Annotated in this window: 22 protein-coding genes; 12 read left to right on the top strand and 10 right to left on the bottom strand. The window is 58.6% G+C overall.

All coding sequences use genetic code 11. From position 1 onward, the window contains the following. Positions 1 to 22 precede the first annotated feature (22 nt). Positions 23 to 652, bottom strand: coding sequence for a pyridoxamine 5'-phosphate oxidase family protein (locus KBY02_RS02635; RefSeq protein ID WP_003405948.1), 630 nt, complete (start codon positions 650 to 652; stop codon positions 23 to 25). A gap of 226 nt (positions 653 to 878) precedes the next feature. Here KBY02_RS02635 and KBY02_RS02630 point away from each other — a divergent pair, with 226 nt between their 5' ends. From KBY02_RS02630 to KBY02_RS02620, 3 genes are all read left to right on the top strand, one after another. Beyond that, positions 879 to 2,306, top strand: coding sequence for a di-heme oxidoredictase family protein (locus KBY02_RS02630; protein ID WP_225649745.1), 1,428 nt, complete (start codon positions 879 to 881; stop codon positions 2,304 to 2,306). 61 nt (positions 2,307 to 2,367) lie between these two features. Next, a complete protein-coding gene (locus KBY02_RS02625) occupies positions 2,368 to 3,432 on the top strand; it encodes an imelysin family protein (RefSeq protein WP_011268824.1) in 1,065 nt (354 codons plus the stop codon). Positions 3,433 to 3,448: 16 nt separating this feature from the next. Continuing rightward, positions 3,449 to 4,555, top strand: coding sequence for a DUF1513 domain-containing protein (locus KBY02_RS02620; protein ID WP_032654374.1), 1,107 nt, complete (start codon positions 3,449 to 3,451; stop codon positions 4,553 to 4,555). Positions 4,556 to 4,575: 20 nt separating this feature from the next. On the opposite strand, the gene KBY02_RS02615 is transcribed toward KBY02_RS02620, so the two are convergent. From KBY02_RS02615 to colR, 5 genes are all read right to left on the bottom strand, one after another. After that, positions 4,576 to 4,803, bottom strand: coding sequence for a hypothetical protein (locus tag KBY02_RS02615; RefSeq protein ID WP_011268826.1), 228 nt, complete (start codon positions 4,801 to 4,803; stop codon positions 4,576 to 4,578). Continuing rightward, complete coding sequence (locus KBY02_RS02610; protein WP_003405954.1) at positions 4,800 to 5,522, bottom strand: lipopolysaccharide kinase InaA family protein; 723 nt, start codon at positions 5,520 to 5,522, stop codon at positions 4,800 to 4,802. Before KBY02_RS02610 ends, KBY02_RS02615 begins: the two co-directional genes overlap by 4 nt. A 4-nt stretch (positions 5,523 to 5,526) precedes the next feature. Beyond that, positions 5,527 to 6,207 (bottom strand): class I SAM-dependent methyltransferase, encoded by a 681-nt coding sequence (locus tag KBY02_RS02605; RefSeq protein ID WP_003405955.1) that lies wholly within the window; start codon positions 6,205 to 6,207, stop codon positions 5,527 to 5,529. A 200-nt stretch (positions 6,208 to 6,407) separates the two neighbouring features. Further along, positions 6,408 to 7,697: a sensor histidine kinase gene (locus KBY02_RS02600; RefSeq protein WP_003413322.1), complete on the bottom strand. Its 1,290-nt coding sequence runs from the start codon at positions 7,695 to 7,697 to the stop codon at positions 6,408 to 6,410. Next, a complete protein-coding gene (gene colR / locus KBY02_RS02595; protein ID WP_002555020.1) occupies positions 7,687 to 8,370 on the bottom strand; it encodes a two-component system response regulator ColR in 684 nt (227 codons plus the stop codon). The genes KBY02_RS02600 and colR overlap by 11 nt, the downstream gene beginning before the upstream one ends. Before the next feature lie 177 nt (positions 8,371 to 8,547). Here colR and KBY02_RS02590 point away from each other — a divergent pair, with 177 nt between their 5' ends. Continuing rightward, the gene (locus KBY02_RS02590; RefSeq protein ID WP_003405958.1) at positions 8,548 to 9,288 is read left to right on the top strand and encodes a phosphatase PAP2 family protein; all 741 of its coding nucleotides are present in this window, start codon (positions 8,548 to 8,550) and stop codon (positions 9,286 to 9,288) included. 81 nt (positions 9,289 to 9,369) lie between these two features. Here KBY02_RS02590 and groL read toward each other — a convergent pair whose 3' ends face one another. The 3 genes from groL to KBY02_RS02575 all read right to left on the bottom strand — a co-directional run bounded on the left by groL (position 9,370) and on the right by KBY02_RS02575 (position 12,109). Beyond that, a complete protein-coding gene (groL, locus tag KBY02_RS02585) occupies positions 9,370 to 11,013 on the bottom strand; it encodes a chaperonin GroEL (RefSeq protein ID WP_010439729.1) in 1,644 nt (547 codons plus the stop codon). Between the two features lie 49 nt (positions 11,014 to 11,062). After that, positions 11,063 to 11,356, bottom strand: a complete 294-nt coding sequence (locus KBY02_RS02580) for a co-chaperone GroES (RefSeq protein ID WP_003304675.1) — start codon at positions 11,354 to 11,356, stop codon at positions 11,063 to 11,065. Positions 11,357 to 11,614: 258 nt separating this feature from the next. Then, the gene (locus tag KBY02_RS02575) at positions 11,615 to 12,109 is read right to left on the bottom strand and encodes an FxsA family protein (protein ID WP_003405962.1); all 495 of its coding nucleotides are present in this window, start codon (positions 12,107 to 12,109) and stop codon (positions 11,615 to 11,617) included. A gap of 277 nt (positions 12,110 to 12,386) precedes the next feature. Between KBY02_RS02575 and KBY02_RS02570 the strand changes: the two genes are divergently transcribed. Beyond that, a complete protein-coding gene (locus KBY02_RS02570) occupies positions 12,387 to 13,145 on the top strand; it encodes an SDR family oxidoreductase (RefSeq protein WP_024652478.1) in 759 nt (252 codons plus the stop codon). A gap of 54 nt (positions 13,146 to 13,199) precedes the next feature. Here KBY02_RS02570 and KBY02_RS02565 read toward each other — a convergent pair whose 3' ends face one another. After that, positions 13,200 to 14,207 (bottom strand): DUF481 domain-containing protein, encoded by a 1,008-nt coding sequence (locus KBY02_RS02565; RefSeq protein ID WP_003405967.1) that lies wholly within the window; start codon positions 14,205 to 14,207, stop codon positions 13,200 to 13,202. A gap of 157 nt (positions 14,208 to 14,364) precedes the next feature. Here KBY02_RS02565 and KBY02_RS02560 point away from each other — a divergent pair, with 157 nt between their 5' ends. From KBY02_RS02560 to KBY02_RS02530, 7 genes are all read left to right on the top strand, one after another. Beyond that, positions 14,365 to 14,721 (top strand): MGMT family protein, encoded by a 357-nt coding sequence (locus KBY02_RS02560; protein ID WP_011268830.1) that lies wholly within the window; start codon positions 14,365 to 14,367, stop codon positions 14,719 to 14,721. Positions 14,722 to 14,775: 54 nt separating this feature from the next. Then, positions 14,776 to 16,326 carry an AmpG family muropeptide MFS transporter gene (locus KBY02_RS02555; protein ID WP_011268831.1) on the top strand — a complete coding sequence of 517 codons (1,551 nt, stop codon included), beginning with the start codon at positions 14,776 to 14,778 and terminating at the stop codon, positions 16,324 to 16,326. A 28-nt stretch (positions 16,327 to 16,354) separates the two neighbouring features. Further along, complete coding sequence (locus KBY02_RS02550; RefSeq protein WP_024665049.1) at positions 16,355 to 16,687, top strand: hypothetical protein; 333 nt, start codon at positions 16,355 to 16,357, stop codon at positions 16,685 to 16,687. Between the two features lie 312 nt (positions 16,688 to 16,999). Then, positions 17,000 to 19,561 (top strand): type VI secretion system Vgr family protein, encoded by a 2,562-nt coding sequence (locus KBY02_RS02545; protein ID WP_225649744.1) that lies wholly within the window; start codon positions 17,000 to 17,002, stop codon positions 19,559 to 19,561. Continuing rightward, positions 19,558 to 21,600: a DUF3274 domain-containing protein gene (locus tag KBY02_RS02540; protein WP_011268834.1), complete on the top strand. Its 2,043-nt coding sequence runs from the start codon at positions 19,558 to 19,560 to the stop codon at positions 21,598 to 21,600. Before KBY02_RS02545 ends, KBY02_RS02540 begins: the two co-directional genes overlap by 4 nt. Continuing rightward, positions 21,597 to 23,285 carry a DUF2875 family protein gene (locus KBY02_RS02535; protein ID WP_181015038.1) on the top strand — a complete coding sequence of 563 codons (1,689 nt, stop codon included), beginning with the start codon at positions 21,597 to 21,599 and terminating at the stop codon, positions 23,283 to 23,285. Before KBY02_RS02540 ends, KBY02_RS02535 begins: the two co-directional genes overlap by 4 nt. Next, entirely contained in the window at positions 23,282 to 23,551 is a 270-nt protein-coding gene (locus tag KBY02_RS02530; protein WP_003424462.1) for a PAAR domain-containing protein, read from the top strand. Before KBY02_RS02535 ends, KBY02_RS02530 begins: the two co-directional genes overlap by 4 nt. The last annotated feature ends 36 nt before the right edge of the window (positions 23,552 to 23,587 follow it).

Genomic DNA, 23,587 nt, shown 5'->3' with positions numbered 1-23,587 from the left:
GACATCGGCAGACTCCCGAGCATCAGTACAACGTATCGGCAATACGTCCCGGCAACGCCTTGTCGTAGGCATCACCGTCGATCTGCTCCGCCGAAACCGCCTTGAGGATCTGCCCGGCAGTGGGTAGCGCGCTGCGTTCGATGTGCTTCGCCGGGTCCCACAAACCGGACCTGATGGTCGCCCTGCTGCACTGGAAATACACGCTGGTCACTGAAATGCGCAGGACAGACCTGGGCAACTGGCCCTTCACTGCGAAACGCGAGAGCAACTCGGGCTCAACCGATATCTGAGCGGTTCCGTTGACGCGCAGGGTTTCACCCACGCCGGGTATGAGGAACAGCAGCGCAACGCGCGGATCGTTGACGATGTTGCGCAGCGTATCGATGCGGTTGTTGCCGCGTCGGTCCGGCAGATAAAGCGTCTTGCTGTCCTCGATATGCACCAGGCCCGCCTGATCGCCACGTGGAGAAGCATCGAGCCCGTCAGGCCCGGCAGAGGCAAGCACGGCAAACGGTGCCTGCTCGATGAAAGGCCGGTAGACCTCATGAATGTGGTCAACTTCCTTGATGAGCGAAGGAGGTGCGATCGGGCCATAGATCGCTTCCAGTGCCTGGAGGGTGGTCACGAACGCGCTGTTGTCCGGGTTATTCATTGGATAATCTCTGCTGACCGTTGGTGTATGAATGCTGCCAGCGTCATGTGACTGATCGTGTGAAGCAGCCTGCGCAGCATAGGCAAAAACATCAGGACCCGACCAGCCTCAAAGATTCGTAACATCACATTGCACAACACGTCGCAAACGATAATCCCTCTTATTCAAACCGCACGAGGCTGATAAGCTTGCACGCCCCGATTTTTCGCCCCGTTGCAGGATGTTTATGAGTACGCGGCTCCGTCTATCACTTGCCTTGCTCACGACCCTGGTCCTGAGCGCATGCGATGACGCCCCGCGTTTCACGCATGCCGAGCCGGGAGAAGCCTTGTCGGGTGGCAGCGCCACCGTCAGGAAGAGCGACCAGAGCGCTTTCTCGATGCCCTCGGCCAACCTGGCCCCCGTGCGGCGGCTGGACTTCAGCGTCGGCAACAGCTTCTTCCGCAGCCCGTGGGTGATTGCGCCATCGACCACCACGGCTCGCGATGGGCTTGGCCCGCTGTTCAACACCAATGCCTGCCAGAACTGCCACATCAAGGACGGTCGCGGTCATCCGCCGGAGGCTGGCGACAGCAATGCCGTGTCCATGCTGGTCAGGCTGTCGATTCCCGATGACCCGGCCTATGCCGACCTTATAAAACGCAACGGCGTGCTGCCCGAACCGGTCTACGGCGGGCAATTGCAGGACATGTCGAACCCCGGCGTAACGCCCGAGGGCAAGGTGCGGGTCGAGTACGATGCGCTGACGGTCGAATTTCGCGATGGCACATCAGTCGAGCTGCGCCAGCCGACCCTCAGGATCACCCAGTTGGGCTATGGCCCCATGCACCCCGATACTCACATCTCGGCTCGCGTGGCCCCGCCGATGATCGGTCTGGGCTTGCTCGAGGCGATTGCCGATGACGCCATCCTTGCCAATGCCGACCCCGATGACAAGAACGCCGATGGCATCTCGGGACGTCCCAACTGGGTCTGGGACGATGCTCGGCAAAAAGTGGTGATGGGCCGGTTTGGCTGGAAAGCCGGCCAGCCGAATCTCAACCAGCAGAACGTGCACGCCTTTTCCGGCGACATGGGGCTGACCACCAGCCTGCGCCCTTTCGATGATTGCAAGCCGGCCCAGACCGATTGCCTGGCTGCGCCCAATGGCAATGGCCCGGATGGCGAACCGGAAGTCAGCGACAACATCCTGCGCCTGGTGGAGTTCTACACCCGCAACCTGGCTGTTCCGGCGCGCCGCAAGGTCGACGACCCGCAGGTGCTGGCAGGCAAGAACCTGTTTTTCCAGGCGGGCTGCCAGCAATGCCACACCCCTTCTTTCAAAACCCGTAGCGACGCCGCCGAACCCGAGTTGGCCAATCAGGAAATTCGCCCGTACAGCGACCTGCTGCTGCACGACATGGGCGAAGGGCTGGCCGATAACCGTACCGAGTTCCAGGCCAGCGGAAGTGAGTGGCGCACCCCGCCCTTGTGGGGGCTGGGCCTGACCGGCACCGTAAGCGGACACACGCAACTGTTGCATGACGGTCGCGCGCGCAATGTGCTTGAGGCGATACTGTGGCACGGTGGCGAAGCGCAGGCGGCGCAGCGCCAGGTTCTGGCTTTTGACGCCCAGCAACGTGAAGCGCTGTTGGCCTTCCTGAATTCGTTATGATTGCGCCCTTTGCAGAATCTTCCTGTTCAAACACCTTCCTTTCAGAAATAAGGAGCCGGACATGTTCCGACCCAAGTTGTTGCTAACCAGCCTTGCGGCGCTTGCCTTGGGTGCCTGCTCGCCATCCGACCCTCAGGCGGTGACGTCCGCAGCGATTGCCAAACAGGTCATCCTGCCGACCTACAGCCGCTGGGTAGAGGCTGATCGTCAGTTGGCAGCCAGCGCATTGGCGTTCTGCCAGGGCAAGACTGATCTGGCCAGCGCCCGCGCCGACTTTCTGAAAGCACAGAAGACCTGGGCCGAGTTGCAACCACTGTTGATCGGCCCTCTGGCCGAAGGCAATCGCGCCTGGCAAATACAGTTCTGGCCAGACAAGAAGAACCTGGTGGGCCGTCAGGTCGAGCAACTGGTGACTGCACAGCCGCAGATCACCGCTCAGGAACTGTCCAAGGCCAGTGTCGTGGTGCAGGGTTTGTCCGCCTACGAATACATCCTCTTCGACGCCGACATCGACATGGCCAATGCCGAGCAGAAAGCACGCTACTGCCCGCTGCTGATGGCCATCGGTGAACGCCAGAAACAACTGGCTGAAGAAATCCTCAACAGCTGGAACAGCACCGACGGCATGCTCGCGCAATTGAGCAAGTTCCCCAATCAGCGCTACGCCGACTCTCACGAAGCCATCGCCGAATTGCTGCGGGTTCAGGTCACCGCCCTCGACAGCCTGAAGAAAAAGCTCGGCACGCCACTGGGTCGTCAGAGCAAGGGGCAACCGCAGCCCTTCCAGGCAGATGCGTGGCGCAGCAAGTCGTCGCTCAGCAGCCTGGAAGCCAGCCTGATCAGCGCCGAGACGGTGTGGACCGGTGTCGACAACAAGGGCTTGCGCAGCCTGCTGCCCGCCGAGCAGAAACCGCTGGCCGACAAAATCGATGCCGCCTACGCTAACAGCCGCAAATTGCTGTCGGAACTCAAGCCGCCACTGGCCGACCTGCTGGCCACGGATGCAGGACGCCAGCAACTCAATGCGTTTTACGACAGCCTGAATGCCGTGCACCGCCTGCACGAAGGCGAGCTGGCCAAGGCCCTCGGCATTCAGTTGGGCTTCAACGCCAACGACGGCGATTGATCAAGAGGTGCATGTGATGTTGCGACGTCAGGCCATGGCGCTCGGCAGTCTTCTGCTCAGCGCCTGCACGCTGGGTGGCTGGACCCTGTTCAGGCAAAAGGACACACGCCCCTTGTTGCTTTCCGCTCGCGACGATGGCGACGGCAAGCACTACGCGGTGGGTTTCAAGCTCGACGGAACGCAGGTATTCGCCACCCGGGTGGGCCAGCGCTGCCACGACATCATCAATCATCCCGACCTGCCACTCGCGGTGTTCATCGCGCGTCGCCCAGGCACTGAAAGCTACCTGATCGACCTGCGCGATGGTCGCTTGCTGCAAACCATCGTTTCGCAGCCCGACCGCCACTTCTACGGCCATGCCGTGATTCATCGCGACGGCGAATGGCTGTATGCGACGGAAAACGACACCCGCGATCCAGGCCGCGGTTTATTGGGCGTCTACCGCTTCGTCGGCGAGCGACTGGTGCACTCGGCTGAAATTTCCACGCATGGCATCGGTCCGCATCAGGTCTCCTGGATGCCGGACGGTGAAACGCTGGTGGTCGCCAATGGTGGCATTCGCACCGAGGCGGAAAGCCGGGTAGAGATGAACCTCGATGCCATGCAACCCAGCCTGGTCATCATGCAGCGTGACGGTACGTTACTCAGCAAGGAAGCGCTTTCCCAGCAGATGAACAGCGTGCGCCACATGGGTATTGCCAGCGATGGCACCATCGTTGCGGGTCAGCAGTTCATGGGCGACAGCCACGAGTTGGCCGAACTGCTGGCCATCAAGCGTCCAGGCCAGCCATTCCAGGCGTTTCCGGTAGCAGAGGAGCAATTGCGCGCGATGGCCCACTACACCGCCAGCGTCGCAGTACACAGTGACCTGCGACTGGTGGCCCTGACGGCGCCACGCGGCAATCGCTTCTTCATCTGGGACCTGGACAGTGGCGCATTGAAACTGGATGCGCCGCTGCCGGACTGTGCGGGAGTGGGGGCTGTCGCCGACGGCTTTGTCGTGACCTCAGGCCAGGGACGCTGCCGCTTCTATGACTGTCGCAAGGCGCAACTGCTGGCTCGGCCATTGGACCTGCCAGCCGGGTTGTGGGACAACCATCTTCATCTGGCTCAGGTGGGTTAGGTACAGGGCCTGCAAGGGCTTCAGTTTTTGACCCCGGTGCCCTGCGCCAGGCTGTACATGAACAGCAACAGGTCGTGGTCCGGCTGCACGTTCACCAGATTCTTCGCCACGCGTGGCATCGGGCAATGGCCCTCGCCGTGCTGCGTGGTGAGGATGCGAGTAGACGGTTGTTCAAGCGCCGCCACGGCGACGGTGGCAACTGCCAGTGCACCGAAGATAAACAAACCTCTTGCCATTTCTAGCTTCATGACTCTAAACCTTTGATAGAGCTGCCAAACGCTGCCTGATAAAAGTAGATCAACTTCTGCCAGTCTGCAGCGCTGAATGACGAATGGCGTCGTAGCTGTTTCATATCATGCTGGGCTGCGCCTTGAGCGGTAAGGCGACGACGGCCCTTCTCGAGATCGAGCAAGGCGACCTCGACATTGGCGTCCGGCCCTTCCCCTGTCACGCGCACGAAAATGTGCTTGATGTACAGACAGCTGTGCTGCCAGCGCCCCAGGTGCATGCGCGCCAGCGTGGCTGCCACTTCCTTGAGCACCCGCTCATAGAACAGCTCGCCATGGCGCTCGCGCCCTCCGGCAGCCTGCCACTTTTCAATTTCCTCGAAGCCTTCCAGCGCCACGGTGACCAGCAATGCCCTCCAGGCGTTGTCCTCACCCCGTTCAGCACCGCAAAACACCACTTCGGGGACGACGACGCCAAGCTTGCGCAGGCCTTCAAGCGCCTCGCGCTCGCGCAGTACGGTGGGGCGGCCCAACGGGTGCAGCAGGCTGCGGTAGATATGACCTGTCTGACGCTTGGCATAAAGGGTCTGCCCATCGTCCATGACCAGCCGCTGCACACCACTTTCGCCACCGCGACGCACATTGGGTTCTTCAACCCATTCGCCACGCTGGCTCCAGAACTGATCGAACTCATTCTGGATCGGGTTCACAACTGGTTCTTTCACGGACTGCAAACCCATCTTTTTACCTTTTACGTAGGACATAGACTCGCCACATGGCGTACATGGGCAGGAAATCCATTCGGTTCTGGATGCGAAATCCTGCCTGCTCAAATTCGGTTTCTGCGGTAACAACAGGTAACACAAAACGATTCTGGTAACTTTCCCGCCCGGTTTTTTGCTGGCGCTTGTTCTCCAGGCGCGCACGCTTCCATGCCTTGAAATTGCCATCAACCCAGAGGGAGACGATCACGCTGTCACGGGTCACGCGCTGAAACTCGCGCAATAGAGCCATCCGGTCGCTGGACTGACCGACATGGTGCAACAAGCGCATGCAGAAAATGCTGTCTACTGCGTTATCCGGCAGGTCGATGGCAAAGGCAGATGTCTGCAAAGGTTGTACCCGTTTTACAACGTCTGCCGGCTGCGAGGCACAGGCGGTACTGAGCATGTCTGCGGAGTTATCGGCACCGATGATCGAGCGGTTCGGCTTCTCGGCCAACAATGGCCAGAAGCGTCCGGCACCACAAGGCAGGTCCAGCACCAGGCCCGGGTCTCCGGCCATGTGCAGCGCCTTTCTCGCCAACTGTTCATCGCGATGATGCGACAGCTTGCGCCAGATACCGTCCTGATGCTTTTCCAGGTACTGGCGGGCGTGTGTCTTGTCGTACTTTCGGGAAAACTCGAGTTCGATGCGATCGCTCATGAGAGCAGCTCCTGATGTTGATGGGGGCCAAACTAAAGGCACCGCCGTCACCGTCAGGTCATCTGAATGTGAAAAAAATGTTACCTTTTAACGTCAGGTGTTTCGAGATTTTACAGAGAGTTAGAGGCCGTGTGTGGCCAATCGACGAAGTGCAGTCAATTGGCCGCTACACAATGAGGCCGGTCTACTCGGGAGAAAGGTCAGGGTTTGATCACGTTGAGCGTTACCTTGAACCGGCAACCATGAGGTTCCATAGGGGTGAGATCGACGCTCCATCCCTGGTTGGTACAAATGCGCTGCACCAGTGACAGCCCGAGGCCCAGCCCCTCTCCGCGCTGCTCGTTGCCGCGTACGAAAGGCTCGAACATTGCCTCGCGCTTCTCCTCGGGAATGCCCACACCACTGTCCTCCACGGTGAAGCTTTCGGCGTGCAGGGTCAGCGCAATGAATCCGTGATCGGTGTAGTGAAGCGCGTTGCGCAGCAAGTTGCCCATCACGGCATGCAGGAAGGTCGCGTTGTAACGAATATCGGACAGCTGGTCATCGGCCGGTGGCGTGTAGGTCAACTGCAGCCCCTTGCTCTCTATCGGGTCACGCCACTGGGAGATCAATTGTTCGGCCACCCCGACCAGCGTGGCCTTGGGCGTCATGGCCGGGTCTTCGCGCTGGGTGCGAGCGAGCATCAGGAAGGTTTGTACCAGATCGCGCATTTCTTCGCAGGCACGGCCGATACGCTCGACCTGACGGCGGCCGCGCAAATCGAGCGCAGGGTTTTCCAGCAGCAGCTCACAAGAGCTGGCCAGCACCATCAATGGCGTACGCAGTTCATGGCTCACGTCGCTGGTGAACATGCGCTCGCGAATCAACGCCTGCCGCAAACGGCCCAATGTCGCATCGAAGGCCACCGCCAACTCGCCGACTTCGTCAGCGGCGTAGTCGGGCGCCAGTGGCGGTGCCAGTCCGAGCAACTGGTCACGGTGGCGAACCTGCCGGGCCAGACGCACCACAGGTGCCATGACCCGGCGCGCCAGCACCCAACCCAGAAACACCGCCAGCGCCAGGGCCAGAACGAAACCGACCAGCACGACGGCGAACAGCACCCGCTCACGCTCTTCAAAATCGCTCTGATCCTGCAACAGGGCGTAATGCCGGCCATCCACCACCTCGATCATGGCGTGGTATGACAACGGCCCACGGAACACCTCATGGAAACCTGGCTCAAGGTGACGAATATCCTTGGGCAGGTCGAAGTCGCCCGGACCATTGGTGAAATAGAACAACTGGTCGGGCTTGGGCCGGTGGCTCCAGTCGCTGACGCTGTCCATCAGCATCAGACGGTTGAGGTCACCACCGAGTCCGGCGGAAATCAGCTTTTCTTCGACCAGGTGGACGGTGGAGATGATCCCGATGGCGAACGACCCGGCGACCAGTGCACTCATCAATGCGAAGGCAATGATGATCCGTTGCGCAAGACTCTGTTTAAACTCCATCCCGGCCCTCGGCCAAGCGATAGCCCACGCCATGCACGGTCTGCAACAGCGGTTTGCCAAACGGTTTGTCGATCACCTGACGCAACTGGTGCACATGGCTGCGCAGGCTGTCGCTGTCCGGGCAGTCATCGCCCCACAGCGCTTCTTCGAGAATCTCGCGACGCAGCACATGCGGGCTTTTCTGCATCAGGACGGCGAGCAGCTTGAGCCCGACCGGGTTGAGCTTGAGCATGCGCCCCTCACGCGTCACTTCAAGGGTGTCGAGGTCGTAGACCAGATCGGCCACCTGCAAGGTACGCCGCCCGCCGCCTTGGGCACGACGCAATACCGCTTCGATCCGCGCGGCCAGTTCAGACAGGGCAAACGGCTTGAGCAGGTAGTCGTCGGCACCGGAGCGGAAACCCTGCAGACGGTCGTCCAGTTGATCGCGGGCGGTGAGCATGATGACCGGCGTATCACGCCGGGCATCTTCGCGCAGGCGCTTGCACAAGGTGTAGCCGTCGATACCGGGCAGCATGATGTCGAGGACGATCAGGTCGTAGTGCTCGGTGGCTGCCAGATGCAGTCCTGAGAGGCCATCCTGGGCGCAATCGACGGTATAGCCTTTCATGCCCAGGTAATCGGCCATGTTCGCCAGGATGTCGCGGTTGTCTTCAACCAGAAGAATTCGCATAAAGCACTCTCATATGCAGTTTGGGCTGGCGCAGCTTAAGACGAAGTGGGCGTGAGGGCCAGCGCCGAAATGGCATGACGATTTTTTCACCTATGATTCATAAGGCTCATGACACACTTTGAGACGAACCGTCGCACACAATAATCGCGGCATGCCCTTCAAAGATCTGGATTCGATATGTCGAAAACCGTCGCCCCACCCTACTCCCGTTCGATCAACCCGTGGATTTACCTGGGTATCCCTGTCGCCGTAGCGCTGACCCTCATGCTGCTTGAACTGACTTCGCTGGACATGGACATCGCCAAACTGGCCTTCGATCCGGTCAGCGGGCAATTCATTGGCAGGCACAGCTATTTTCTGGAAGACATCCTCCACGACCGCGCCAAACAATTGGTCATGCTGTTCGGCGTACTGGCGATGATCGGCTTTGCGGCATCCTTCAAGGTACAGCGGCTGATGCCGTGGCGCAGAGAACTGGGTTGCCTGGTGCTGTCCATGGCGCTTTCAACTGCCTTCGTTACCCCGGTGAAAGTGGTGACGTCAGTGCAATGCCCCTGGAGCCTGAAGGAATTCGGTGGTCAGGAAACCTACAGCGAACTGCTGAGCCCACGCCCTGCGACCGATAAACCGGGACGCTGCTGGCCGGGCGGTCATGCGGCGACCGGCTTTACCCTGTTCGCACTGTTCTTCGCCCTTCGCGACCGCCGTCCACGGATGGCGAAAATAGGGCTGGCTCTGGCGTTTGGCCTGGGAACGGTCTTCTCTGTCGGGCGGATGCTGCAAGGTGCGCACTTCTTTTCCCATAACATCTGGACGGCGGTGTTCTGCTGGCTGATCTGTCTGGGGGTTTATTACTTCGTGCTTTACCGCCCCGAACCCAAAGGTCTCGAGAACAGCAAGGTACAACCGACACATTGATTGATCCGGCACACAAAGACCATAAAAAACCCCGCACAAGGCGGGGTTCTTTATGGGTGTAACGCTGGGGGTAAAGCTGGCTTACATCATGCCGCCCATACCACCCATGCCGCCCATGTCCGGCATGCCGCCGCCTGCTGGCTTGTCTTCAGGCACGTCAGCGATCATCGCTTCGGTGGTGATCATCAAGCTGGCGATGGAGGACGCCGCCTGCAGAGCAGAGCGAGTCACCTTGGCCGGGTCAAGGATACCCATTTCGATCATGTCGCCGTATTCGCCGGAAGCAGCGTTGTAACCGTAGTTACCCGAACCCTGCTTGACCTTGTCGACAACAACGCTTGGCTCGTCACCGGAGTTGGCAACGATCTGGCGCAGAGGCGCTTCGACTGCACGACGCAGCAGAGCGATACCGACGTCCTGATCAGCGTTGTCGCCTTTCAGACCTTCGATAGCCTGCAGCGAGCGAACCAGTGCCACGCCACCGCCAGGTACCACGCCTTCTTCAACGGCTGCGCGGGTTGCGTGCAGGGCGTCTTCAACGCGGGCTTTCTTCTCTTTCATCTCGACTTCGGAACCGGCACCGACCTTGATCACTGCAACGCCGCCAGACAGCTTGGCCAGACGCTCTTGCAGTTTTTCCTTGTCGTAGTCCGAGCTGGTGTCGCCGATTTGCTGGCGGATCTGGGAGATACGCGAGTCGATATCGGTTTTCACGCCAGCACCATCGATGATGGTGGTGTTTTCTTTGTTCAGGATGACGCGCTTGGCATTACCCAGGTGTTCCAGGGTAGTGGTTTCCAGGCTCAGGCCGATCTCTTCGGAGATAACGGTACCGCCAGTCAGAACAGCGATGTCCTGCAGCATGGCCTTGCGACGATCGCCGAAACCTGGAGCCTTGACGGCTGCAACTTTCACGATACCGCGCATGTTGTTGACTACCAGAGTCGCCAGCGCTTCGCCTTCAACGTCTTCGGCAACGATCAGCAGAGGACGGCCAGCCTTGGCGACTGCTTCCAGAACCGGCAGCATTTCGCGAATGTTGGAGATCTTCTTGTCGACCAGCAACAGCAGCGGGCTGTCCAGCTCGGCAACCATGGTGTCCGGCTTGTTGATGAAGTACGGGGACAGGTAACCACGGTCAAACTGCATGCCTTCTACAACAGACAGCTCGTTTTCCAGGCCCGAACCTTCTTCAACGGTGATAACGCCGTCTTTGGTCACTTTTTCCATGGCTTCGGCAATGATGTCGCCGATGGAGTGATCAGAGTTGGCCGAGATGGTGCCGACCTGGGCGATTGCCTTGGTGTCGGTGCATGGCTTGGACAGCTTTTTCAGCTCGGCAACAATGGCGATGGTCGCCTTGTCGATGCCGCGCTTGAGGTCCATCGGGTTCATGCCGGCAGCGACAGCCTTCAGGCCTTCGTTGACGATGGCCTGAGCCAGAACGGTAGCGGTAGTGGTACCGTCGCCTGCATCATCGTTGGCACGGGAGGCAACGTCTTTGACCAGCTGCGCGCCCATGTTTTCGAAACGGTCTTTAAGCTCGATTTCCTTGGCAACCGAAACACCGTCTTTGGTGATCAGCGGAGCGCCAAAGCTTTTCTCGATGATAACGTTGCGGCCTTTAGGGCCCAGGGTCGCTTTAACTGCGTCAGCCAGGACGTTTACACCGGCGAGCATTTTTTTGCGGCCAGAATCGCCGAATTTAACTTCTTTAGCAGCCATGATCATTATTCCTTGAATACTTAGTAGTAACGGAAGTCAGCGGGAGCACTCAGCCTTCGACGACAGCAAGAATCTCGTTCTCGCTCATCACCAGCAGGTCTTCGCCGTCTACTTTCACTGTGTTGCTGCCGGAATAAGGGCCGAACACAACCTTGTCACCCACTTTCACAGCCAGCGCACGTACTTCGCCGTTGTCCAGCACGCGGCCGGTACCCACAGCAACGATCTCGCCGCGGTTAGGCTTTTCAGCAGCCGAACCTGGCAGAACGATACCGCCGGCAGTTTTCGTTTCTTCTTCACTGCGACGGATGACGACGCGGTCATGCAGAGGACGAAGCTTCATTGTCGATCTCCTGATTATGTTTGTTTGATCGTCCGGTGAGTGCACCGGCCGGTTTAAATCCGGACTTGCCGGTTACGGTTCGACGCGCGAACCGCAGAATACGGTCTGGCCTTCAGGCCAGAAACCTTGCGGTGACCCATACATAAGGGCGAGCAAAGTGATTACAAGTCTTGGATAGAAATTTTTTACACCCGAACCGGCTGGTCAAAACGAACGCGGCACCCTGAGGTGCCGCGCTGCCGGGGGGGGTGTGGAAGATTACTTGTCGCGATGCTCGAACTCGCCTTCGATGACGTCGGGCTCGCGGGTAGGCTGGTGAATCGCCGTCGGGCGATGACTCGACGTTCCCTGATTGGCAGGCGTCTGCAAATCATCGGCGAAGGCCCGCTGACGCATGGCCTGATCCTCGGCGCGCTGGCGGACCTTGTTGATCAGCAGGCGACGGGTGATCGGCAGCAGGCAGATCACACCCAGAATATCGCTGATGAAACCGGGCAACAGCAGCAGACCGCCGCCCACGGCAACCATCAGGCCTTCGAGCATTTCCTGCGCAGGCAACTCGCCACGCGCCAGGCTTTCGCGTGCACGCAGCGCCGTCGCGAAACCGGCCACGCGCATCACGAACAAGCCGAGCATCGACGTCGCGACGACCAGCAGAAAGGTCCAGAGAAAGCCGATGGACATCCCGACACGAACCAGCAGAAACAGCTCAAGTACCGGGAATAATAGAAACAGCAGCAAAAAAACACGCATCAAATGAGTTCCTCAAGGGAAGAATGCCTTCCGAGTAGACCGTATGTGATGTCAGAAGGTCGTTAATTCAAGCTCCCTGCACCTGGCTCGCCGCTAAATTATGCGCACAAGTGAGCTGAACCAGGCCTTCACAAACGTGTATCGGTGTATTTCAGGGCTGGCGGCCCACCCGAGACGAACGCGCAAAAACAGCCTATAACGTGCTCTGGCTATGGCATAAGCACTCGCAACCCGCCAGTGATGCCATGGAAACGATCAACTGTGATTGGGCACGCATATGGAATTGAAAGACAAGCTGATAATCATCACCGGCGGCTGCCAGGGGCTGGGCAGAGCCATGGCCGAATACCTGGCCGGCAAAGGCGCCAACCTGGCGCTGCTGGACCTCAATCAGGAGAAACTCGATCAGGCTGTAGCCGCCTGTGAGGCACTCGGGGTCAAGGCTCGCGCCTATCTGTGCAATGTTGCCAATGAAGAACAGGTCGTCGACACGGTCAGCAAGGTCGCCGAGGATTTCGGCGCCATTCATGGCCTGGTCAACAACGCTGGCATTCTGCGTGACGGCCTGCTGGTCAAGGTCAAGGATGGCGAGATGACCAAACTGAGCCTTGCGCAATGGCAGGCGGTGATTGACGTCAATCTGACCGGCGTCTTCCTCTGCACCCGCGAAGTGGCGGCGAAAATGATCGAGCAGAAGAGTCAGGGCGTGATCATCAATATCTCGTCGATTTCACGTGCAGGGAATATCGGGCAGACCAACTACTCGGCAGCCAAGGCCGGTGTGGCGGCGGCGACGGTTACCTGGGCAAGGGAACTGGCCCGCTACGGCATCCGTGTGGCAGGCGTGGCGCCGGGGTTCATTGAAACCGAAATGACCGGCAGCATGCGCCCCGAAGCCCTCGAGAAGATGACCTCGGCGATCCCGCTCAAGCGCATGGGCAGGCCGGACGAGATTGCACACTCGGTGGCTTATATTCTGGAAAACGATTATTTCAGCGGACGCATCCTGGAGCTGGATGGCGCGATGCGGATCTAGTCAGCCCGTAAAAGCAGCAGGCGACGCACAGGGTGTGCGTCGCCTGCTCTTCGCTTACCAGCTTACGCCGAAGCCAGCGGTGTAGCGTGTCTTGTCGACATCGCCATTGCTCGAACCACTGATGACGTTCTTCTCGGCTTTCAGGTTAAGCGACGCCCAGTCGGTCACCTTGTAGCGCAGCCCCGCTTCGACATCCAGCGAGTAGTCGGCGACGGAGCTCAGCGGCTTGCCCAGCTCGCCGTTGGTGAAGAATTCGACCTTCTTGCCGATCAGGTAGCGGTTGTAATCCCAGGTGCCGGCAACGGAATAGAAGTTTTCCTTCTCGTCGTTGGAGAACTCGAAATCGGTACGGTTAAGCAGCGCACCGACCTTGAATGCACCCAGTTCGTCATCCCACAGCTGGTAACCCGGACCGGTACCGACTACGCGCTGACGAGACAGATCCTCGACCTTGTCGCGTTTGTAGCTGATGCGACCGTCCCAGAAGAATTTCTCGGTCAGGAAGCGGTCCAGCGAGTACTCGGCGCTCCAGTTGTCAGTGCCGACCACGTCGTCGGTGGTCTCGCGGTTGTAATCGCCCTTGGCGTTGTGACGCCAGTCGCCATGACGAGCCGAGGTCTTGAAGGCGACGTTGTAATCATTGGTATCGTTTTCGGCCTGTTGGAAATCCAGCGCCGCGTCGATGTTGCCTTTCCAGACAAGATCCGTGATAACCGGCTTGGGCTTGATGATCTGATGGATACTTGCCAGATCGACGGTCTTGGGTGCATCGCCATTGGCCAGCACGACCTTGCCGTCATCCGCAGCCTGCAGCGAATTGGAGACCTCACCGCCATGCTCATCCTGCTTGACCAGCAACGGCTGATCGCTTTTCAGGGTCTTGACCTGTTTCCAGTCCAGCGCGATGGCGCCACCGTATTCGGTCTGCAGCAGCAACTTGCCGCCGTCGAACACCTTGATTGTGCCGGTCAGGCGGTCGCCATTCTTCAACCAGACGGTATCGGCAAGCAATGGAGTGGAAACAGCGGTGATTGCAAGGCACAACAGGGTTCTGGACAACATAAGCGATAACTAGGCTCTGTAAGGCGGGAATCGGGCATTTTCCTGCGGGGAGGTGTCGGGGCGATCCATGTACCACCAAGCACGGTGGTAACAGACAGCCCGGACCATCGAAAGTTCAGCGAACGACAATCAATAGCGTTTTATACAGGATTATCGCGTGACAGATCCGGACTTAACATTACCTTACCCAGCGGGACAATCGCCAAACGAGGCGCGACGCACCGCCCTTTACCTGACGATGGCGCAGATACCCGAAGGCAAAGTGGTCGCCTACGGGCAACTTGCCGAACTAGCAGGCCTGGGCCGAGCGGCACGCTGGGTGGGGCGTACCTTGAGCCAGTTGCCGGACGGTTCTTCCCTGCCCTGGCACCGGGTTCTGGGGGCTGGCGGTCGGCTCAGTCTGCCGCCTGGCAGCGTTTCCGGCGACGAACAACGGGCACGTTTACGCGCCGAGGGCGTTACCATTGTGAATAATCGGGTTGATATGCAGCGCCATGGCTGGCGTCCCCTATAGCACAGCGGTTAGAGTGCGCCCTTTGTTTTCGTAACCTGAGGCAGATTCCAGCCCATGCCCCGTAAAACCTGGCGCGCCGCGCTCGCCGCATATGCCAGCCCGTCGACATTAGTGTTACTGCTGCTCGGATTCGCTGCGGGCATGCCTTATATGCTGGTCTTTTCGACATTATCCGTGTGGTTGCGCGAAGCCGGTGTTGCTCGCGAGACCATCGGCTATGCGAGCCTGATCGGCCTTGCCTACGCCTTTAAATGGGTCTGGTCGCCATTGCTCGACCAATGGCGTCTGCCCCTGCTCGGCAAGCTGGGACGTCGTCGCTCCTGGTTGGTGCTTGCACAGAGCCTGGTGATTCTGGGCCTGATCGGCATGGGCTTCTGCGACCCGCAAAAGCATCTCTCGTGGCTGATCGCGATTGCCGTGGTGGTCGCCTTCTCGTCCGCCACGCAAGACATCGCCATTGATGCCTATCGCCTGGAAATTGCCCAGGACACCCAACAGGCTGCCCTGGCCGCCAGCTACATGTCCGGTTACCGGGTGGCTGCACTGCTGGCGACTGCGGGTGCACTGTATTTCGCCGAGGGCTTCGGCTCTACAGGCTTTGCCTACAAGCATTCAGCGTGGACCGGCACCTATGTGCTGTTCGGACTGCTGATGCTGCCCGCGCTGGTCACCACACTGATCATGCGCGAGCCGCCGGTGCCGCTGCGCACCCAGCTGTCGGCAGCGCGCTATGGCTTTACGCACCAGTTGGCCTCGGTGTTCGTGCTGATTGTGCTGCTGGTCTCCGTACCGGCGATGTTTACCCAACTTTACAATACCGACTTCGCCAGCGTGCTGTTCAACGGCACCAGCTGGATGGACCTGTTGCTGGAAGACCGGGCGTTTTTACGCGCGATTCTCTACACGCTCCTGACCATCGCCTGCCTGTCCTCGATGGGTCGCCGCGGACTGGCACCGGTTCTCACTCCGATCAACGATTTCATCATGCGCTACCGCTGGCAGGCGCTGCTGTTGCTGGGCCTGATCGCGACCTACCGGATGTCCGACACGGTGATGGGCGTCATGGCCAACGTGTTCTACATCGATCAGGGCTTTACCAAGGACCAGATCGCCAGCGTCAGCAAAATCTTCGGCCTGATCATGACCTTGCTGGGGGCCGGTATCGGCGGACTGCTGATCGTGCGCTTCGGCATCATGCCGATCCTGTTCATCGGCGGACTGGCCTCGGCTTCGACCAATATCCTGTTCCTGTTGCTGGCGGACATGGGCCCGAACGTGAAGATGCTGATCGTCACCATCTCGCTGGACAACCTCAGTTCCGGGCTGGCGACCTCGGCGTTCGTCGCCTACCTGTCGAGCCTCACCAACCTGAAATTCTCTGCCACGCAATACGCCTTGCTCAGCTCCATCATGCTGCTGCTACCGCGCCTGCTGGGCGGCTATTCCGGTGTGGTGGTGGAAAAGTACGGCTACCACAACTTCTTCCTGATCACCGCGCTGTTGGGCATTCCGACGCTGGTGATGATCATCCTGCAATGGAACCGAGAGATACGCACGGCGAAGACCGAGCCGCCTCAAGAGGCTTCCGTTATCGACAAGCCCTGAGCCCTGGCTACCCCATCAAGGAACAACATTGGACACCGAAAACAAAGCACGCGCTTTCAACCCCGTTCCCCTGATCCTTATCAGCCTGGGGATCTGGCTGCCGATCATCGGCACCCTGCTGAGCTCCTACCTGTCACAGGATCCCGCGACCCCTTCCGGGCCGATGGCGTTCGGTGGCGCGGTGGTTCTGCTCGCACAGGTGGAGATCTTCGCCATCATCTTCCTGCTGGTTTATGCGTTCGCCGTAAAACCGTGGAGACTCTCCACAACCATACGTACGGTGTTCTCGATCAACGCAGTCGCCGCCGTCGTCGCGGCAATCGGCATTATCGTTACGCTGGCCAATATAAGCCTGCAGTAATCGTCGACTAAAAAAGCCCTGACGCTCAAACGCCAGGGCTTTTTTCATATAGCACGCCCTCCCCTTACAGTCTTGCATCCTGGCGCCTCTCATTACGCCGTAAGAAACGCACTACAGCTTCTTATGAATTGGCCGACGACATCGTTAGCCATTCCTCACTTACTCACCGCGCCATCAGGAGTAATGTCGCTCGGTGACGGACCCTTGCAATTTAAATGTGTGCCCCCGGAAAGAAGTCTATAGACTCACGCGCCTCTCTATATCAGCACTCTCGACCGGAACGAGCGGCTGGCGTTATATAACGGAGCAACAATGTTAAAGGATCTAACGGCGCTGTTTGCGCCACAAAACCGTCGCCTGATCAAGCTGACGACCGTTGCCCGTGACGAACAGGAACTGCTGCTGGAAAGCTTTTCCGGTACTGAAAGCCTGTCCGAACTGTTCAGCTTCGAGTTGTCGATGATCAGCCGCGATGCCGGCCTGGAGCTCAAATCGCAGATCGGCCAGCCTGCACAACTGGCAATAGAGCTGGCCACAGGCGAATCGCGTTACATCAATGGCTATATCAGTGCCTTCAGCCTGGAAGGCAGCGACGGCGGTCTGGCACGTTACAGCGCAACACTGAGCCCCTGGCTGTGGATGCTCTCGCGACGCGTCGACTCGCGCATATTTCAGGAACAGACCATCGAAGCCGTTATCCGAACGGTATTTGCGGCCTATGGCGCGTTGCCCGATTTCGAGTTTCAGCTCAGCCAGCCACTCAAGACACACAGTTACATCACCCAGTACCGTGAAAGCGATCTGACCTTTGTATTGCGCTTGCTGGAACACGAAGGGTTGTTCTTCTATTTCGATCACAATCAGGAAAAGCACACGCTGATCATTCTTGATCACTCGCGTGACCTCTCGCCCCTGCCGCAACAGCCCACCATTCGTTATCACAGCGCATCCGTTACCGAGACAGCGGATTCGATTACCGAATGGCGCAGCCATCGACGCCTGCAGTCGGGGCGCATGTCCATTCAGACATTTGATTACAAGCAGCCGCGCAATTCGCTGCCGGTTGGCATGCCGAGCCTCAACGAGCAGGGCAACGTCGATTCGTATGAAGTGTATGACGTGCTCGATCACTACAGCCATGGCACCTTCAAAGACGGTGAACGCCTGGTACGTCAGCGTCTGGAGGCCATTGAAGTTCAGGGCAAGACATTCACCGGCAACAGTAACTGCCGCGCCATGTACCCAGGCCACACTTTTGAGCTGACCCAGCATTTTGATCATGACCGCGGCTCTGCTGAAGATCGCAGTTTTCTGCTGATAACGGTCAAGCATGAGGGCAGCAACAATTACCTGTCGGACGCAGGCGCGGGCTACACGAACGAGTTCGTGTGCATTCGCCACAAGATTCCCTACCGTCATCCGATCACAGTCCCGCGCCCGAGCATTAACGGCCCGCTGAGCGCCATCGTGGTCGGGCCGGACGGTGAGGAAGTGTTCACTGATGAACTGGCGCGGATACAGGTCAGGTTCCACTGGCAGCGCGGCGACAGCCTGCCGCAAGGCACCACTTGGTTAAGGGTGGCGATGCCCAGTGCCGGCAGCGGCTTCGGGCATCAGTTCATGCCACGCATCGGCCAGGAAGTGTTGGTGACGTTTCTGGCAGGCGATATCGACCGGCCTCTGGTGACGTCGGTGCTCTATAACAACATTAATCTGCCGCCACGCTTCAGCAAGGCCTCGGGGCTGCCCGGCAACCGCACGCTGTCGGGGATCCGCACCCAGGAACACAAAGGCAGCGGCTTCAACGAACTGCTGTTCGATGACACCCCAGGCTCGCTGCGCGCACGCATGGGCACGACCCATCAGGCCACCGCCCTCAACCTGGGCAAACTGACCGACCCGCGCACTGACGGCACCGCCCAGCCACGCGGCAACGGCGCAGAACTGCGCACCGATGCCGCCATCGCCCTGCGTGCCGCGCAAGGCATGTTGCTGACCACCTACGCGCGTACCGACGCAAAAGGCTCACAGCTGGATCGCGAAGAGCTGCTCAAACTGCTGGCCGAGTGCGGCGAGCTGTTCAAATCCCTCGGCGAAACCGCAGCCGCATGTGGCAGTCAGGCGGTGGATGTCAAAGGTATGGAAGCCTTGCGCCAGTCGCTCGACCAATGGCCCGCGCCGGACAATAACGGCCTAGGCGACCCGGTACTGGCCATGACCGCCGCCGCCGGCATTGCCAGCGCCACACCACGCTCACAGGTTCACTACGCGGGTGAAAATCACGACACCACCGCGCAGGACAACCTGCAATTGACCAGCGGCGCGGCCATGCACCTGCAAGCGGGCAAAGGGCTGTCGGCCTTCGCCCAGGACGCTGGCATCAGCGCCATCGCCAACCGCGGCAAAGTGCTGGTGCAAGCGCAGGAAGACGACATCGCCCTCAATGCCCAGAAAAACCTGCACGTCTCGGCCGTCGAAGGCGAAGTGGTCATCACCGCGCCGACCATCCGCCTGGTCGCCGATGACGGCAGTTACATCAAGATTGGCGGCGGCGTCGAGATTGGCTCGCAAGGCAAAGTCACTGTGCACGCCAGCGAACACGACTGGATCGGCCCCAAGACCGACAGCGCTGCGATCCCCTCATTCGGCCGCGACCCCGCCGCCCAGCAGGTCACCTTCCACTACCCCGGCCACAGCGAACAAAGCCCGCGGGCAGCAGCGGATCACTCGTATGAAATCAAACTGGAAGATGGCAGCCTGGTGAAAGGAATGACGAACGCAGACGGACTGACCGAGCGCGTGGAACGCGAAATGATGCATCAGGCGCAAGTATCGGCACTGCGCAGCGGCACCCCGAAAGGAGGTGCGCAATGAACGGCGCCGATGAATACGCCGTTGCCCAAGGCAACACACGCCTGATCCCCAACCTCAACACCACCTGCAAAATGGAAGTGCCCGGCGATTTGCCAGGCGTAGTGATCTTTCTGCACGGTGTGAATGATCCGGGGGCTTCTTATGAGTCGGTGGAGACCGGTTTGTGTCAGGGGGTAAATGAGCGGCTGGATCGGCCGGATCTGGTGCCGGGGCGGTATGGGGCTGAGTACGCAAAGGTAAAGAAGCTTCCGGCAGAAGATGTGCAAGACGATCAGATGGATATCCTGGACGACCCCGACACCTATCTTTATCAACGCGACACCAAGGATCCGAAAACCCGTAGCCTGCTGATTCCCTTTTATTGGGGATATCGGGCCGACCCCAGCGAAATCAGCCGGGACAAGAACAACAACCCCACCAAACTGCGCGACCAGTATCAGGACATACAGGGCAATCGCCTGGATCGTCATTTTGGCAAGGCCGGTGGTTATTTTGTCAATGCCACCAATAACCTGCTGGAAATGTATGACAAGGGCCTGCCACTCACCATGCGCCTTAAAATTGCCCGAAAGATGCTGCCCAACACCCATTTTCTGGGAGATAACCCACATCGACGTTATTACGTGCTGGCTGCTCACCGGCTCGCGATGATGGTCAAGGAGATACGCAGGGTGTCTCCCGACGAAACCATCACGATCATGGCGCATAGCCAGGGCACGTTGATTACCCTGCTGGCGCAAGCGCTGCTGGTGGACGGCGGACATCGTTGCGCGGACACCATCATCATGGTGGACACGCCCTACTGCCTGTTCCCGGAAGTCACTCCCAAAGATCAAGACACGCTATCCACACTGACCCGCATCGTCGCGCAGGTAACTCAGGCACCCCACACCCAACCGCCGCTGTCGGACTTGCGCAACCCTGCAACCTACTGCGGACGAAGCGGCCCTCAGTGGTCGCCTACACAAGGTACGCGCCTGGACAGTGACCGTAACATGACGGTATTCCCCGAGCGCGATAACCGCGGAAAGGTGTACCTGTATTTCTGCCCGGACGACACCACCGTCGCACTGGATGACGTGAGAGGCATCGGCACTTACGGGGTGTGGGACACCCATGGCAAAGACAGTACTCGCAACCCTATGGCTGAATTGAAGGCCGTACGCTTTTTTCAGCGCATGTGGACCAAACGCTATCGTGACGGATCACCGGTCATGGTTGGAAAGCCTCCAGGTTATGAGCTGTTACGCGCCAAAAACGAATCTCGTTATCCAGGTGGCGGTTTTTTCACAGGGCTCATCTCGAAAGGCCCTATAGAAGAAGGGCATAGGATACTGATCAACGCTGAACAACTGTACCCGCCCCACGCCCCCGCTATGTTTGGCGGAGAGGAGGAGAACTTCAGGGGCGATGAGACCAAATCGGGTCTCGACAGACCGGACGATGCCAACAAAGCCTCTGCCGTGGGCAATCCAAGAGCCAAGTTCAACTGGCGTTACGTTCGCAGCCACACGGGATCGATAGATCTGGAGCGTGAGTTAGCCCAATGGAATCTGGGCAAAGCACCAAGTGAACAAACCCGCATCATGCGTAAACAACGAGTGACAGGCGACGGCGCGCCCAGACCCACGGATCGTTACGACATACTACGAGAAGAAACACCGGACGAAATACGTGAATTCATGGATAAAAGCACAGATGTGCTGGCCGAAAATAGCTATCACTCGGGCCTGTTGCGCAGTCCGGAAAACCAACGCTGGGTCACGGCGATGGATATTGCGATTGGTCAGGCAAAATGTCTGGACGATCCGGTAATGCGTGATGTGCTGGTGGCGATTGCAGATTGGAAGATGGATAAAAAGCAGTTTGCTAAAACGACTGAATTACCTGGCTGGGAAAGGATTAGCGAGGAATCGCAGGAATTGGTTAGCGCAAGCCATCTTTATTACGAAGAAGGAGAGTTTCCTTCCGACGATCTAGTCACGCTGACACCGCCGCCTTTGCTTCAAGGCACCCAGCAACCGAGGGGTGTCAAGTGAGTGCCCCTTTAAAGAAAAAATCACTTCGTCCGAAGCTAAAAGCTTACCTATGGATCATAGGGATTTTGCTTGTTCTGTGGCTCGGATTTGTCTTTCTTGTATACCTAAAAGCACAGGAAACCAACATGGAACTACGTGACATAAACTCCGTAACGCGCTGGGGTATTGCAGGAATTTTAGGTGCCGTCTTACTAGCATACAGCGGGCATTGGTGGGGAAACGCTGTTGCTCATGAAAAAACTGAGCTGGCGGCTTATAAATCCAATGTGGCAGCACAAGTCTCAGAGCAGCAGGCAACACAAAAACGAACATCTGCGTTGGAAATTCGAGGGGTGGGAATCGCTGTAGGTGGATGGCACCAATCATCCATATGGCGAAAAGTTCAAGAAAAGAGAAATAACTTTATTTCAATATACTCCCAGAACCCTGAGGACTATACCGACTCTTTGCTCTCCCGAGAGAATACCCAAAAAATTAATACCCGTGCAGCATTCAAACACTCTGCTGGAGAGTCTGTCTCTTATTGGCCAATACCCACTTTTGCGCTGGGGCCTCCCAATCCTTACGAGAAGCCCTACCGTGCCGCAGATCTGATCAACTTTGGCCGGAATCAAGCAACACTAGGCGTCACCCAGCTTCTCTGGCAAAACGATGAAAACACTAGCCAAGCACAAAGCATGATAGAACGGCTGTTTCAGTTTTTTGAAGACAATCAGAAAGTTCCGCAAGCACTGATTGCAAGCGAGGACGGGGACGTTACGCGAGATATTTATCGTAAACGCGGCACGCCCGGCCTCCAAAATGCGCAAGTCGTACCGACAGTTTTCGAAAGCATGACAGGCCTGCTGATTACTCGCTCGGACCGGGTGGATCGCTACGTTCGTCCTTATGCGACTAACGACGCAGAAGACAACCAGAACAAAGATACCGATCTGGGCAAGCTTTGGGCTTTCTACTGGGAGCAGCCGCGTAAATTCAGAAAAGTCTATGAGGATGCGCAGAAGACCAAAGGAATTAAAGATCCATTAGGCCCAGGCACCATGTCCACCGCCTACTGGCAAGCTCAACTCCCCACCCTCTGGAAAACCATCAGCAACCGTGGTCCCGGCAATTTCGAACCCTCCCCTTGGCTGCCGATCCGCTGGGGTCAGCATCAGGTCAAGGAGTTCGATGCTGCGCCGGTACTCGGCTATCTGCACCGCCCGATCAAGGCGCCCATGCAGGATGAAAACGGCAAGCGCCTGAAACCTGCATTGCAAGCCAAAGCCCTGCAAGCCGCCTGGGTACAGGCGCTGGGCACGCTGCCCGACGGTCAGAAACCTGTGCGGGTGTTCTATGACAGCACCAACAACCCGGAAGCGGAAATCGCCCTGAACAACGCCCTGCACGACCTGAACAAGGACGGCCACGGTCTTGAGCTGGGCAATGTCGAAGAGGGTTACGACATCGGTCGTCGTCTGGGCAATACCGGGGTTAGTGGTGCGCTGGTCGAGATCAATCTGGCGACCATCGCCAGTTACAAGGATGGCGGCGTCAGTGCAGTGGTCTACGCCGGCACCGATGGCAGCCTGACCGTACAAATGGTCCGTCCGCCCGATGAAGCCCGTAAAGCGAAGAACAGCCAGAACCGTGGCGCAGACCCGTTCACCTTCGGCTCGCCAACCGGCGGGGCACCTGCAGAGTGAGTTATCCCGTCTGCCTGGGCGACGCCACCAGCAGCGGTGGCCGAGTGGTATCCTGCCAACTGGCAGGCACCCACACCCTCAACGGTAAGCCTCCGGCCGTGCTGGGCGACAAAGCCACCTGCCCGCTTCATGCGGGTGAGTTCGCCTTTATCGAAGGCCACCCCACCCGAAAACTGAACGGCATACCGGTGGTCCTGCACGGCCATCGACTCGCGTGCGGCTGCCAGGGCGTGGCCAGCCATGCCATGAATGTGCGAGTGGTTTAGGGGTTTTATTTGTGATCAGGCTATGCAATGGAAGCA

Origin of the sequence: Pseudomonas sp. P129 (assembly GCF_020312195.1) — a bacterium.
GTDB classification, from domain to species: domain Bacteria; phylum Pseudomonadota; class Gammaproteobacteria; order Pseudomonadales; family Pseudomonadaceae; genus Aquipseudomonas; species Aquipseudomonas fragariae.
The sequence above is the reverse complement of the archived record's forward strand: the minus strand, read 5'-3'. Positions and strand labels throughout refer to the sequence as shown.

Excerpts from the sequence above, each read along its gene's own strand:
- KBY02_RS02635 (WP_003405948.1), bottom strand. The coding sequence starts at position 652 with ATGAATAACCCGGACAACAGCGCGTTCGTGACCACCCTCCAGGCACTG.
- KBY02_RS02630 (WP_225649745.1), top strand. The coding sequence starts at position 879 with ATGAGTACGCGGCTCCGTCTATCACTTGCCTTGCTCACGACCCTGGTC.
- KBY02_RS02625 (WP_011268824.1), top strand. The coding sequence starts at position 2,368 with ATGTTCCGACCCAAGTTGTTGCTAACCAGCCTTGCGGCGCTTGCCTTG.
- KBY02_RS02620 (WP_032654374.1), top strand. The coding sequence starts at position 3,449 with ATGTTGCGACGTCAGGCCATGGCGCTCGGCAGTCTTCTGCTCAGCGCC.
- KBY02_RS02615 (WP_011268826.1), bottom strand. The coding sequence starts at position 4,803 with ATGAAGCTAGAAATGGCAAGAGGTTTGTTTATCTTCGGTGCACTGGCA.
- KBY02_RS02610 (WP_003405954.1), bottom strand. The coding sequence starts at position 5,522 with ATGGGTTTGCAGTCCGTGAAAGAACCAGTTGTGAACCCGATCCAGAAT.
- KBY02_RS02605 (WP_003405955.1), bottom strand. The coding sequence starts at position 6,207 with ATGAGCGATCGCATCGAACTCGAGTTTTCCCGAAAGTACGACAAGACA.
- KBY02_RS02600 (WP_003413322.1), bottom strand. The coding sequence starts at position 7,697 with ATGGAGTTTAAACAGAGTCTTGCGCAACGGATCATCATTGCCTTCGCA.
- colR (WP_002555020.1), bottom strand. The coding sequence starts at position 8,370 with ATGCGAATTCTTCTGGTTGAAGACAACCGCGACATCCTGGCGAACATG.
- KBY02_RS02590 (WP_003405958.1), top strand. The coding sequence starts at position 8,548 with ATGTCGAAAACCGTCGCCCCACCCTACTCCCGTTCGATCAACCCGTGG.
- groL (WP_010439729.1), bottom strand. The coding sequence starts at position 11,013 with ATGGCTGCTAAAGAAGTTAAATTCGGCGATTCTGGCCGCAAAAAAATG.
- KBY02_RS02580 (WP_003304675.1), bottom strand. The coding sequence starts at position 11,356 with ATGAAGCTTCGTCCTCTGCATGACCGCGTCGTCATCCGTCGCAGTGAA.
- KBY02_RS02575 (WP_003405962.1), bottom strand. The coding sequence starts at position 12,109 with ATGCGTGTTTTTTTGCTGCTGTTTCTATTATTCCCGGTACTTGAGCTG.
- KBY02_RS02570 (WP_024652478.1), top strand. The coding sequence starts at position 12,387 with ATGGAATTGAAAGACAAGCTGATAATCATCACCGGCGGCTGCCAGGGG.
- KBY02_RS02565 (WP_003405967.1), bottom strand. The coding sequence starts at position 14,207 with ATGTTGTCCAGAACCCTGTTGTGCCTTGCAATCACCGCTGTTTCCACT.
- KBY02_RS02555 (WP_011268831.1), top strand. The coding sequence starts at position 14,776 with ATGCCCCGTAAAACCTGGCGCGCCGCGCTCGCCGCATATGCCAGCCCG.
- KBY02_RS02545 (WP_225649744.1), top strand. The coding sequence starts at position 17,000 with ATGTTAAAGGATCTAACGGCGCTGTTTGCGCCACAAAACCGTCGCCTG.
- KBY02_RS02540 (WP_011268834.1), top strand. The coding sequence starts at position 19,558 with ATGAACGGCGCCGATGAATACGCCGTTGCCCAAGGCAACACACGCCTG.